A 12,583-nucleotide genomic window follows, 5' to 3' on the forward strand; every position below is an offset into this window, starting at 1 on the left:
CACCGGCCCCACGCACTCATACGCCCTGGCAGAATCGAGCTGTGCCGTTCATACGGGACGGCGAAAAACTCCTCCTGCCGAAAGCACGCGGTCCCATGCCGGTCACTCTTGCCTCGCTCGTCCAGCACACCGCGCTGAAACTGACCGTACGCGCCGGTGAGGACCGTCTCGAAACGCCCGTGCGCTGGGCGCACGTCAGCGAGCTCGCCGACCCCGTGCCCTATATGGAGGGCGGCGAGCTGCTCCTCGTCACCGCGATGACCCTGGACGCCGCGGACGAGGAGGCCATGCGCCGCTATGTGCGGCGGCTGAACGGGGCGGGTGTCATCGGGCTCGGGTTCGCCGTCGGGGTCAACTACGACGACATCCCGGACGCGTTGGTGCGGGCGGCGGAGGCCGAGGACTTCCCGCTGCTCGAAGTGCCCCGCCGCACTCCGTTCCTCGCCATCAGCAAGGCCGTGTCGGCGGCCATCGCCGCCGACCAGTACCGCGCCGTCACGGCGGGCTTCGAGGCCCAGCGGGAGCTGACCCGCGCCGCCCTCTCCGAGGGCCCCACCGCCCTGCTGGCCAGGCTGGCCTCCTACATCGACGGCTGGGCCGCGCTCTACGACGCGTCCGGCTCGGTCGTCGCCGCAGCCCCCGACTGGTCCGCCCGGCGTGCGGCCCGCCTGGCCGGCGACGTCATGCGGCTGCGTGAGCGCCCCGCCCCCGCCAGCGCCGTCGTCGGGGGCACGGAAGACCGGGTGGAGCTCCAGTCCCTCGGGACCGGACGGCGCGTCCGGGGAGTGCTCGCCGTCGGTACGGGCGCTCCGCTCGGTACGGCGGCGCGGTACGCCGTGCACTCCGCGGTCGCCCTGCTGACGCTCAGCACGGAACGCTCGCGCTCACTGCAGGCCGCCGAGCAGCGGCTCGGCGCCGCCGTGCTGCGGCTGATGCTCTCGGGGCAGCAGGACCATGCCCGGGCGGTGGCCGGGGACCTGTACGGGGAGCTCCTCGACGCCCCCTTCCGGCTTCTGATCGCCGAGCGGGTCGGCGAGCCGGATCCCTCGGCCGAGCCCCCACTGCAGGTGCTCGCCGAAATGCTGGAATCCGAAGCCGCACGGTCCGGCGAGACGGTGCTGACCGTCCCCGAGGGCGACGGCCGGCTCGTCGTCCTCGCCACCGATGGGGGAGCGGTCGTGCGCGGATGCGAGTCGTACGCCGAGCGCGAGGCCGAGGAGTCCGGCATCGTCATCGGTCTGTCGGCCCCGGCAGGCCCGATCGCGGCCGCGGGGGCGTACAAGCAGGCCGAGCAGGCACTCTCGGTCGCCCGGCGGCGTGGCCGCGCCCTCGTCGAGCACGAGGAGCTCGCCGCCGGATCCGTCCTTCCGCTCCTCGCCGACGACGCCGTACGGGCCTTCGCCGACGGAATGCTGCGCGCCCTGTACGAGCACGACGCGACCGGCCGCGGCGACCTGGTGGCCTCCTTGCGGGCCTGGCTCTCCCGGCACGGCCAGTGGGACGCCGCGGCCGCCGATCTGGGCGTCCACCGTCACACCCTGCGCTACCGCATGCGCCGGGTCGAGGAGATCCTCGGCCGTTCGCTGGACGATCCGGACGTCCGTATGGAGCTGTGGCTGGCGCTCAAGGCCATCGGAGACACGGCCGGCGCCGGTGGACCGGACAGCCTGCCGGACGCCGCGCCGGAGCACCCCGCGTCCGAGTAGCGGAGGCCACGGCACCGCCGAGCCTTCTCCCGCTCCCCGCGACTACTCACTGCCTCGTTTTTGCTTCTCCCTGCCCGAATCCGGGCAGGATTCCTGGAGTTTGGCTGTCGAGGTGCTTAAAGTCCTGCCTCGTGATCGCGGTGAAGGGGAGGCACCCGCCGCCTCTCGGCGAGACAGCGAGACAGCGAGACAGCGAGACAAGGACGAGAAGGCCCGATGACACGACCCGCTCCCGGCGGCCCCGCGGCCGACGCCACCGTCACCCCGCCGCTCGACGACGAGCCCGGGCGCCGCCGCATATCCGGAGCCGTCTGGGGTGCGCTCGCCATCGTCTACGTCGTGTGGGGGTCGACGTACCTCGGCATCCGCGTCGTCGTCGAGACGATGCCGCCGTTCCTGTCCACCAGCGCGCGCTTCATCACCGCGGGGATCGTCCTCGCCGCGATCATCGCCTGGCGGCAGGGGCCCGCGGCGCTGAAGGTCACCCGCGCCCAGTTCGCCTCCGCCGCGATCGTCGGGCTGCTGCTCCTGCTCGGCGGCAACAGCCTGGTGGTCCTCGCAGAGACCGCCGTGCCCTCCGGGCTCGCCGCCCTCCTCGTCGCCGTCGTCCCCGCGTGGGTCGTCGTGCTGCGCAGGGCCTCCGGCGAACGGCCGGGCCTCGGTGCCTACACCGGTGTCGTCCTCGGTCTCGCCGGTCTCGCCGTGCTCACCCTGCCCGGACTCAGCGGCGACGTACGCCTCTGGGGCGTACTCACGGTGGTCGCGGGGACCTTGATGTGGTCGGTCGGTTCGTTCTCCTCCTCGCGCATCCCGATGCCCGCCAACCCCTTCACCGCGAGCGCCTACGAGATGACGGCGGCCGGTATCGGCTGTCTGCTGGTCGGCCTCGGCAGGGGCGAACAGCACGGCTTCGCGCTCGCCGAGGTGTCCGCCCGCTCCTGGACCGCGCTCGCCTACCTCGTGGTCTTCGGCTCACTGATCGCGTTCACCGCCTACGCCTGGCTGCTCCAGACGGCGCCGCTGTCGCTTGTCGCCACCTACGCGTACGTCAACCCGGTCGTCGCCGTCCTGCTCGGTGCCCTCATCCTTCACGAGGAGCTGACCTGGTCGATCGGCGTCGGCGGTGCCGTCGTGGTGGCGGGCGTCGGCCTCATCGTCAGCACGGAACGCCGCCGCTGAGCCGTCCGCCTGCGCGCCCCCGGGCTTACAGGCGGCGCGTACGCACGGGCGGCGCGCCACGGACGTGCCAAAGCGGCAGGGAGCGCCACGCCGACCACTCCACCCCGGACAAACGCCATCCCGGCCGAATCGCCCTACCGTTTGGAGTGAAGACCTCCGCACTACTTCCGAAGGGCCGGGACACATGACTTCCACCCACGCCTTCTGGCTCGCCGGCCGCCAGGCCACCGGTGAGACGACCTTCGACGTCACGTCCCCCTGGGACGGGCGGGTCGTCGGCACCGTCTCGGTGCCGACCGACGCCCAGGTCGAGGAGGCCGTCGCCGCCGCGCACGCCGTCGTGGACGAGTTCGCGGCGACCCCCGCGCATGTCCGCGCAGCGGCCCTCGACCATGTCTCCAAGCGCCTCGCGGAGCGCGCGGAGGAGATCGCGCAGCTGATCTCCGCCGAGAACGGCAAGCCCGTCAAGTGGGCCCGCGGCGAGGTCGGCCGTGCCGTCTCCGTCTTCCGCTTCGCCGCCGAGGAGGCGCGCCGCTTCAACGGCGGCGAGGCCCAGCGCCTCGACACCGACGCCGGCGGCCAGGGCCGCCTCGCGCTCACCCGCCGCTTCCCCAAGGGCGCCGTCCTCGGCATCGCGCCGTTCAACTTCCCGCTGAACCTGTGCGCCCACAAGATCGCCCCGGCCATCGCCGTCGGCGCGCCGATCATCCTCAAGCCGGCGCCCGCGACCCCGCTCTCCGGTCTCGTCATCGGTGAGCTGCTGGCCGAGACCGAGCTGCCCGCCGGCTCCTGGTCCGTCCTGCCGGTGCTCAACGAGTCCATGCCCGCCCTGGTCAAGGACGAGCGTCTGCCGGTGATCTCCTTCACCGGCTCGGACAAGGTCGGCTACGCCATCCAGGAGTCCGTGCCCCACAAGCACTGCACCCTGGAGCTCGGCGGCAACGCCGCGGCCGTCGTCCTCGGCGACTGGTCGTCCGAGGAGGATCTGGACTGGGCCGCGACCCGTATCGCCACCTTCTCCAACTACCAGGGCGGCCAGTCCTGCATCTCCGTGCAGCGCGTCATCGCCGACGCGTCGGTCTACGACCGCCTCGTCCCCAAGGTGGTCGCCGCGGTCGAGCAGCAGGGCACCGGCGACCCGTCGGACGACGCGACCGACGTCGGCCCGCTCGTCAGCGAGGACGCGGCCAAGCGCGTCGAGTCCTGGGTCGAGGAAGCCGTGTCCGGCGGCGCCAAGCTGCTCACGGGCGGCAAGCGCGACGGAGCCGCCTACGCCCCGACCGTGATCGCGGACCTGCCCGCCGATGTGGCCCTCGCCTGCGAGGAGGTCTTCGGGCCGGTCCTCACCCTGCACCGGGTCGACGGCGAGGTGGAGGCCTTCGCCGAGGCCAACAACTCCAAGTTCGGCCTGCAGACCGGTGTGTTCACGCGTGACGTGCAGACCGCCTTCCGCGCCCATCGCGCACTCGAGGTCGGCGGCGTGATCATCGGCGACGTCCCCTCGTACCGCGCCGACCAGATGCCGTACGGCGGTGCCAAGCAGTCCGGCGTGGGCCGCGAGGGCGTCAGGTACGCGATGGACGACTACACCTACGAGCGGGTGCTCGTCCTCACCGGACTGGCCCTGTAGGACCGTCCCGGAGCCGACGGCCGGAGCCCGACTGTGCGGGGGCTCCGGCCGTCCTGCCGTGCCCGGAGGCACCGCGGATGACAGGTCGGACGCGCCTCGCGGGCACGTCGGATTACGCCTCCGGAGACACCCGGGAGAAGCCTGGGGACACCGGGGCGACGCCTGGATGATCACGATGGCATCCGATACACCCGGGTGCCCCGCAGGACTGGTGAGGTGGTCCCGCATCGGGTAGATACGGACGAGTAGCACCGTGCGGTAGCTCCGCACGGCCGCCCCCGACGAAGCGGCGAGGTGAGTCCCTCATGTCCGCCCCATCCACACCGCAAACCACGCCCAAGGTCTCCGAGCGCGAAGCCCGGCAGGTTGCCGAGGCAGCACGCGAGCAGGGCTGGCGAAAGCCCAGTTTCGCCAAGGAACTGTTCCTGGGCCGCTTCCGGCTCGATCTGATCCATCCCCATCCGATGCCCTCGCCCGAAGAGGTCCAGCGAGGCGAGCAGTTCCTCGCCAAACTGCGCGACTTCTGCGAGACGAAGGTCGACAGCGCGCGGATCGAGCGCGAGGCGCGGATCCCCGACGAGGTCGTCGGCGGGCTCAAGGAGCTCGGTGCGCTCGGCATGAAGATCGACCCCAAGTACGGCGGTCTCGGGCTGACGCAGGTGTACTACAACAAGGCGCTCGCCCTGGTCGGCTCCGCCAGCCCGGCCGTCGGTGCCCTGCTCTCCGCCCATCAGTCCATCGGCGTACCGCAACCGCTGAAGCTCTTCGGCACCCAGGAGCAGAAGGACACGTTCCTGCCCCGCTGCGCCCGCACGGACATCTCCGCGTTCCTGCTCACCGAGCCGGACGTGGGCTCGGATCCCGCCCGTCTTGCCACCACGGCCGTGCCCGACGGCGACGACTACGTGCTCGACGGGGTCAAGCTGTGGACCACCAACGGGGTCGTCGCCGACCTCCTCGTCGTCATGGCACGCGTGCCGAAGTCCGAGGGCCACAAGGGCGGCATCACCGCCTTCGTCGTCGAGGCGACCTCACCCGGCATCACGGTCGAGAACCGCAACGCCTTCATGGGGCTGCGCGGCATCGAGAACGGCGTGACCCGCTTCCACCAGGTCCGGGTACCCGGCGCCAACCGCATCGGCCCCGAGGGCTCGGGTCTCAAGATCGCGCTGACCACGCTCAACACCGGGCGTCTGTCACTGCCGGCGATGTGCGTGGGTGCGGGCAAATGGTGTCTGAAGATCGCGCGCGAATGGTCGTCCGTGCGGGAGCAGTGGGGGAAGCCGGTCGCCAGGCACGAGGCCGTCGGCTCGAAGATCTCCTTCATCGCGGCGACCACCTTCGCGCTGGAGGCGATCGTCGACCTGTCGTCCCAGATGGCCGACGAGGACCGCAACGACATCCGGATCGAGGCCGCGCTCGCCAAGCTGTACGGCTCGGAGATGTCCTGGCTGATGGCGGACGAGCTGATCCAGATCCGCGGCGGCCGCGGCTTCGAGACGGCGGAGTCGCTCGCCGCGCGCGGTGAGCGTGCGGTGCCCGCCGAGCAGATGCTGCGCGATCTGCGGATCAACCGCATCTTCGAGGGCTCGACCGAGATCATGCATCTGCTGATCGCCCGTGAGGCGGTCGACGCGCACCTCTCGGTCGCCGGGGACATCATCGACCCGGACAAGTCGCTCGGCGACAAGGCGAAGGCCGGCGCACAGGCCACCGCGTTCTACGCCCGCTGGCTGCCGAAACTCGTCGCAGGTCCCGGTCAGCTGCCGGGCTCGTACGCCGAGTTCAAGCGCTCCGGCCATGCCGACCTCTCCGCCCATCTGCGGTATGTGGAGCGCTCCGCGCGCAAACTCGCCCGCTCCACGTTCTACGGCATGTCCCGGTGGCAGGGCCGGATGGAGACCAAACAGGGCTTCCTCGGGCGGGTCGTGGACATCGGCGCCGAGCTCTTCGCCATGAGCGCGGCATGTGTACGGGCCGAACACCTGCGGCTGACCGGCTCGCACGGCCGCGAGGCCTACCAGCTGGCCGACGCCTTCTGCCGGCAGTCCCGGATCCGCGTCGAGGAGCTCTTCGGCCGGCTGTGGGCCAACACGGACGACCTCGACCGGAAGATGGTGAACGGCGTGCTGGCCGGGAGCTACACCTGGCTCGAGGAGGGCGTCGTCGATCCGAGCGGCGACGGTCCCTGGATCGCGGAGGCCTCGCCCGGGCCTGCGAAACGGGAGAACGTCCACCGCCCGATCCGCTGACCGGCCCGGTCCGCCGGCGCCGGCCTGCCGCGCTGTGCCCGCCCTCCGTATCCGCGGACGGCGGGCACAGCCGCCTGCCGGTCCCGATCGCCGCGTCACGGTCCGGGATCCCCGTACCGTGACGCAGGTCCGGCCCAGGGGCGTTCCCGCGGGGCGCACCCGCGGCGCACAGGTGCACGGGGGGACGCCCTGTCCTGGCGCACAGCCGGTGCGGCCACAATGGGGGCATGAGCGACAGCCCATCCCCCCTCGCCGACCCGCACATCGTCTTCGACCCGGCCGCAGGCCGCCGGGACGTCGTCGTCCTCGGCTCGACCGGGTCCATCGGCACCCAGGCGATCGACCTCGTCCTGCGCAATCCCGACCGTTTCCGTGTCACGGCCCTTTCGGCGGCCGGAGGACGGGTCGAACTGCTTGCCGAGCAGGCGCACCGGCTGCGGGTGCGCACGGTCGCGGTCGCGCGCGAGGACGCCGTTCCCGCGCTCGAGGAAGCGCTGCGGACGCGGTACGGGGCCGGAGAGCCGCTCCCGGAGATCCTCGCCGGACCCGACGCGGCCACGGAGGTGGCCGCGTCCGACTGCCACACCGTGCTCAACGGCATCACCGGCTCCATCGGACTCGCACCCACCCTGGCCGCCCTGGAAGTCGGCCGCACCCTCGCCCTCGCCAACAAGGAGTCGCTGATCGTCGGCGGCCCTCTGGTCAAGGCGCTGGCCAAGCCCGGCCAGATCATCCCCGTCGACTCCGAGCACGCCGCGCTCTTCCAGGCGCTGGCCGCCGGCACCCGCGCCGACGTCCGCAAGCTCGTCGTCACCGCCTCCGGCGGCCCCTTCCGCGGCCGTACCAAGGCCGAGCTGGCGGACGTCACCCCGCAGGACGCCCTCGCCCACCCGACCTGGGCCATGGGCCCGGTGATCACGGTCAACAGCGCGACCCTCGTCAACAAGGGGCTCGAGGTCATCGAGGCGCATCTGCTGTACGACATTCCGTTCGACCGCATTGAGGTGGTCGTACACCCGCAGTCGTATGTCCACTCGATGGTGGAATTCACGGATGGCTCGACCCTGGCCCAGGCCACCCCTCCGGACATGCGGGGCCCGATCGCGATCGGCCTCGGCTGGCCCGAGCGGGTGCCGGACGCCGCGCCCGCGTTCGACTGGACCAAGGCCTCCAGCTGGGAATTCTTCCCGCTGGACACCGAGGCGTTCCCCTCCGTTGCGCTCGCCCGGCACGTCGGGGAATTGGGCGGCACGGCCCCGGCGGTGTTCAATGCCGCGAACGAGGAATGCGTGGACGCGTTTCTCGCGGGACGGCTGCCGTTCAACGGAATCATGGATACGGTCACGGCAGTCGTCGGCGAACACGGGACCCCGGCCAGGGGAACCTCGCTGACGGTGCCGGACGTCCTGCAAGCGGAGACCTGGGCGCGTGCCCGCGCCCGGGAACTGGCCGCTCAGGCCGGACAGACAGAGAAGGCGACAGCGGAGGCTCGCGCATGACGATTCTGTTGACGGTCCTCGGGATAGCGCTGTTCGCTGTCGGGCTGCTCTTCTCCATCGCCTGGCACGAGCTCGGCCATCTCTCGACCGCCAAGCTGTTCGGCATCCGCGTGCCCCAGTACATGGTCGGCTTCGGTCCCACCATCTGGTCGCGGTACAAGGGCGAGACGGAGTACGGGATCAAGGCCATCCCCGCGGGCGGCTACATCCGCATGATCGGCATGTTCCCGCCGGGCCCGGACGGCCGCGTCGAGGCGCGTTCCACCTCGCCGTGGCGCGGAATGATCGAGGACGCCCGTACGGCCGCCTTCGAGGAGCTGAAGCCCGGCGACGAGAACCGGCTCTTCTACACCCGCGCGCCGTGGAAGCGCGTCATCGTCATGTTCGCGGGCCCGTTCATGAACCTGGTGCTCGCCGTCGCGATCTTCCTCGGCGTCTCGATGGCGTTCGGTTTCCAGACCCAGACCACCACGGTCGCCGGGGTCCAGCAGTGCGTGATCCCGCAGAGCGAGGACCGCGACACCTGCGGGAAGAGCGACCCCCAGTCGCCCGGCGCGGCGGCCGGCCTGCTGAAGGGCGACCGGATCACGGCCTTCAACGGCGTACCGGTCAAGGACTGGGCCGACCTGTCCAACCGCATCCGGGACACCATCGGCCCGGCGACCATCACCGTCGAACGCGGCGGACAGGAGACGGTCCTCCAGGCCACCCTGCGCGAGAACATGGTGGCCAAGAAGGACGCCGACGGACAGGTCATCCCCGACGAGTACGTCCGCGCCGGTTATCTCGGCTTCGCCGCCCGGACCGAGATCGTGCCGCAGACCTTCGGCCAGTCCGTGGACCGCATGGGCGACATGATGGAGAACGGCGTCGAGTCGATCATCTCGCTCCCCTCCAAGGTCCCCGACCTGTGGGCCGCGGCCTTCGGCGACGGCGAGCGCAAGGGCGACTCACCGGTCGGAGTGGTCGGTGCCGCCCGTATCAGCGGGGAGGTGCTGAATCTGGACGCTCCCACGCCGAACATCATCGCCACGTTCCTGCTGCTGCTCGCCGGCTTCAACCTCTCCCTCTTCCTGTTCAACATGCTGCCGCTGCTTCCGCTGGACGGCGGCCACATCGCGGGCGCGCTGTGGGAGTCCCTGCGGCGTCATGTCGCGCGGCTGCTGCGCCGGCCCGACCCCGGTCCGTTCGACGTCGCGAAGCTCATGCCGGTCGCCTATGTCGTGGCCGGGATCTTCATCTGCTTCACCCTGCTCGTGCTGGTCGCCGACATAGTCAATCCGGTGAAGATCTCTTAGGTCCTGGACACGATCCGGCACCTACTTCCGAGTGGCCGGGCACAGCGGTGCCCGGCCACTCACTCTTTCGAAGCCGGGTGCGGCGCGGTGTGCCCGGCGCGAGGGCCGTGGCGTAACCTCAAAGGCTGGAGCCCGCCGATCTCGGGACCTCGATCCACACCTTGGGGTTGCACAGCAGATGACCGCGATTTCTCTCGGAATCCCGTCCGTTCCGACCAAGCTCGCCGACCGCAGGGTCAGCCGCAAGATCCAGGTCGGCTCGGTCTCCGTCGGCGGAGACGCTCCCGTGTCCGTGCAGTCGATGACGACCACACGGACCTCCGACATCGGCGCCACCCTGCAGCAGATCGCCGAGCTGACCGCGTCCGGCTGCCAGATCGTCCGGGTCGCCTGCCCCACCCAGGACGACGCCGACGCGCTCGCGACGATCGCCAAGAAGTCGCAGATCCCCGTCATCGCCGACATCCACTTCCAGCCCAAGTACGTCTTCGCCGCCATCGACGCGGGCTGCGCCGCGGTCCGGGTCAACCCGGGCAACATCAAGGAGTTCGACGACAAGGTCAAGGAGATCGCCAAGGCGGCCAAGGACGCCGGCACCCCGATCCGTATCGGTGTGAACGCGGGCTCGTTGGACCGCCGGCTGCTCCAGAAGTACGGCAAGGCCACGCCCGAGGCGCTCGTCGAGTCGGCCCTGTGGGAGGCCTCGCTCTTCGAGGAGCACGACTTCCGCGACATCAAGATCTCGGTCAAGCACAACGACCCGGTGGTCATGGTCAACGCCTACCGCCAGCTCGCCGCCCAGTGCGACTACCCGCTGCACCTCGGTGTGACCGAGGCCGGTCCCGCCTTCCAGGGCACCATCAAGTCCGCCGTCGCCTTCGGCGCCCTCCTCAGCGAAGGCATCGGCGACACCATCCGGGTCTCGCTCTCGGCGCCGCCCGCCGAAGAGGTCAAGGTCGGCATCCAGATCCTGGAGTCGCTCAACCTGCGTCAGCGCCGGCTCGAGATCGTGTCCTGCCCGTCCTGCGGCCGCGCCCAGGTCGACGTCTACAAGCTGGCCGACGAGGTCACCGCCGGGCTCGAGGGCATGGAGGTCCCGCTGCGCGTCGCCGTCATGGGCTGTGTCGTCAACGGCCCCGGTGAGGCCCGTGAGGCCGATCTGGGTGTCGCCTCCGGCAACGGCAAGGGCCAGATCTTCGTCAAGGGCGAGGTCATCAAGACGGTCCCCGAGTCGAAGATCGTCGAGACCCTCATCGAAGAGGCTATGAAGATCGCCGAGCAGATGGAGAAGGACGGCGTCGCCTCCGGCGAGCCCGAGGTCTCCGTGAGCTGATCCGGCGCACACCGTCCGGGCACCGAGCAGACCGTCCCGGCACCGCAAAGGACCGGCCCCCGAGCAGGGGTCCGGTCCTTTCGCATGCGGTGCCGCGGAGAAAGTCCAGGTACAGTGCGGAGACCGGCTGACCAGGCCGTTACCTGTGCCCGAGCTGGCACGCGGCGACGCGGGCAGGATGAGAAGTTGCCCCGAAGGAGCGTTGGAGCAGCCCCCTTGTTGACGCAGACCACCACCCGGGTCCTCGAACCCGACGACCTCGGTGACGCGCTCGCCCTCCTGGAGAGCGAACCCGTGCACAACGCGTTCGTCACCTCCCGCGTCCAGGTGGCGGGGCTCGACCCCTGGCGCCTCGGCGGCGAGATGTGGGGCTGGTACGACGAAGGCAGGCTCCGCTCGCTGTGCTACTCCGGTGCCAATCTGGTTCCCGTCTGCGCCACCCCTGATGCTGTCCGGGCCTTCGCCGAACGCGCCCGCAGGAGCGGCCGCCGCTGCTCCTCCATCGTCGGCCCCGCCGAGCCCACCGCCCAGCTCTGGCAGCTGCTCGAGCCCAGCTGGGGTCCGGCCCGGGAGATCCGCTCCCACCAGCCGCTGATGATCACCGAGTCCATGCCGGCGGACATCGCCCCCGACCCGTACGTCCGGCGCATCGGCAAGGACGAGATGGAGGTGATCATGCCCGCCTGCGTGGCCATGTTCACCGAGGAGGTCGGGGTCTCCCCGCTCGCGGGCGACGGCGGGCTGCTCTACCAGGCACGTGTGGCCGAGCTCGTCGGCTCCGGGCGTTCGTTTGCCCGCATCGACGACGGCAAGGTCGTCTTCAAGGCGGAGATCGGCGCCGCCACGTCCCACGCCTGCCAGATCCAGGGCGTCTGGGTCGCCCCCGGATTCCGCGGCCGCAGGCTCTCCGAGACCGGTATGGCCGCGGTCCTGCGCTTCGCCCTCCAGGACGTCGCACCCGTCGTCAGCCTCTACGTCAACGACTTCAACACCGCCGCCCGGGCCGCCTATCGCCGCGTCGGGTTCCGCGAGGTGGGCGCCTTCATGAGCGTGCTGTTCTGACCGGATCACCGCCAAGTAGGGTGCCCGGCATGGAACACGATGCCGTCGTCGGACCCCTCGACCTCGCCGCGCGCGTGGACGACGCGCTCGCCGTGCAGGCCCTCGCCTTCGGGCTCAGCGAGGACGAGGTCGCGATCCGCCGCCACATCGTGCTGCGCCACCTGCGCTACCCGGGCGCCCGGGCGTACGGCGCCATCACGCCCGGCGGCCGCCTCGTCGGCTTCGTCTACGGAATGCCCAACGACCGCACCCACTGGTGGTCCACCGTCGTCGAGCCGTATCTGCGCAGGGGCGGTTACGACCACTGGCTCGACGACTCCTTCGTGATCACCGAACTCCATGTCCACCCCGCCTACCAGGGCCGGGGCCTCGGCCGCACCTTGATCACCACCATCACGGACACCGCCGAGCAGCCCCGGTCGATCCTGTCGGCGATCGACACCGAGAGCCCGGCGCGCGGGCTCTACCGGGACCTGGGCTACCAGGACCTGGCGCGCCAGGTCCTCTTCCCCAGCGCGCCCAAGCCGTACGCCGTCATGGGAGCGCCGCTCCCGCTCAAAGGGCCGCGCCGATAGACCGGGCGACGTCGCTCCCCGAGCCGTCCTGCCTGCCGCGCGCACCTTC

General features: G+C 70.8%; 9 protein-coding genes. All 9 read left to right on the forward strand.

Translation table 11 applies throughout. The features are described 5' to 3' along the window. The first annotated feature begins 41 nt into the window (after window positions 1-41). The 9 genes from ACTWOL_RS27125 to ACTWOL_RS27165 all read left to right on the forward strand — a co-directional run bounded on the left by ACTWOL_RS27125 (window position 42) and on the right by ACTWOL_RS27165 (window position 12,534). Window positions 42-1,706 (forward strand): PucR family transcriptional regulator, encoded by a 1,665-nt coding sequence (locus tag ACTWOL_RS27125; RefSeq protein ID WP_474299404.1) that lies wholly within the window; start codon window positions 42-44, stop codon window positions 1,704-1,706. 216 nt (window positions 1,707-1,922) lie between these two features. Next, window positions 1,923-2,885 (forward strand): EamA family transporter, encoded by a 963-nt coding sequence (locus tag ACTWOL_RS27130; protein ID WP_474299406.1) that lies wholly within the window; start codon window positions 1,923-1,925, stop codon window positions 2,883-2,885. A 184-nt stretch (window positions 2,886-3,069) separates the two neighbouring features. Continuing rightward, window positions 3,070-4,515 carry an aldehyde dehydrogenase family protein gene (locus tag ACTWOL_RS27135; protein WP_474299407.1) on the forward strand — a complete coding sequence of 482 codons (1,446 nt, stop codon included), beginning with the start codon at window positions 3,070-3,072 and terminating at the stop codon, window positions 4,513-4,515. A 305-nt stretch (window positions 4,516-4,820) separates the two neighbouring features. Next, on the forward strand, window positions 4,821-6,767 hold the full coding sequence (locus ACTWOL_RS27140) for an acyl-CoA dehydrogenase family protein (protein WP_474299408.1): 1,947 nt from the start codon (window positions 4,821-4,823) through the stop codon (window positions 6,765-6,767). A gap of 227 nt (window positions 6,768-6,994) precedes the next feature. After that, entirely contained in the window at window positions 6,995-8,266 is a 1,272-nt protein-coding gene (gene dxr, locus ACTWOL_RS27145) for a 1-deoxy-D-xylulose-5-phosphate reductoisomerase (protein ID WP_474299409.1), read from the forward strand. After that, window positions 8,263-9,564 (forward strand): M50 family metallopeptidase, encoded by a 1,302-nt coding sequence (locus tag ACTWOL_RS27150; protein WP_474299410.1) that lies wholly within the window; start codon window positions 8,263-8,265, stop codon window positions 9,562-9,564. The genes dxr and ACTWOL_RS27150 overlap by 4 nt, the downstream gene beginning before the upstream one ends. A 178-nt stretch (window positions 9,565-9,742) precedes the next feature. Beyond that, on the forward strand, window positions 9,743-10,897 hold the full coding sequence (gene ispG, locus ACTWOL_RS27155) for a flavodoxin-dependent (E)-4-hydroxy-3-methylbut-2-enyl-diphosphate synthase (protein WP_474299411.1): 1,155 nt from the start codon (window positions 9,743-9,745) through the stop codon (window positions 10,895-10,897). Between the two features lie 219 nt (window positions 10,898-11,116). Then, entirely contained in the window at window positions 11,117-11,959 is an 843-nt protein-coding gene (locus ACTWOL_RS27160) for a GNAT family N-acetyltransferase (RefSeq protein ID WP_474299412.1), read from the forward strand. Between the two features lie 29 nt (window positions 11,960-11,988). Continuing rightward, window positions 11,989-12,534 (forward strand): N-acetyltransferase family protein, encoded by a 546-nt coding sequence (locus ACTWOL_RS27165; RefSeq protein WP_474299414.1) that lies wholly within the window; start codon window positions 11,989-11,991, stop codon window positions 12,532-12,534. The last annotated feature ends 49 nt before the right edge of the window (window positions 12,535-12,583 follow it).

Source organism: Micromonospora sp. IBHARD003 (assembly GCF_056106285.1).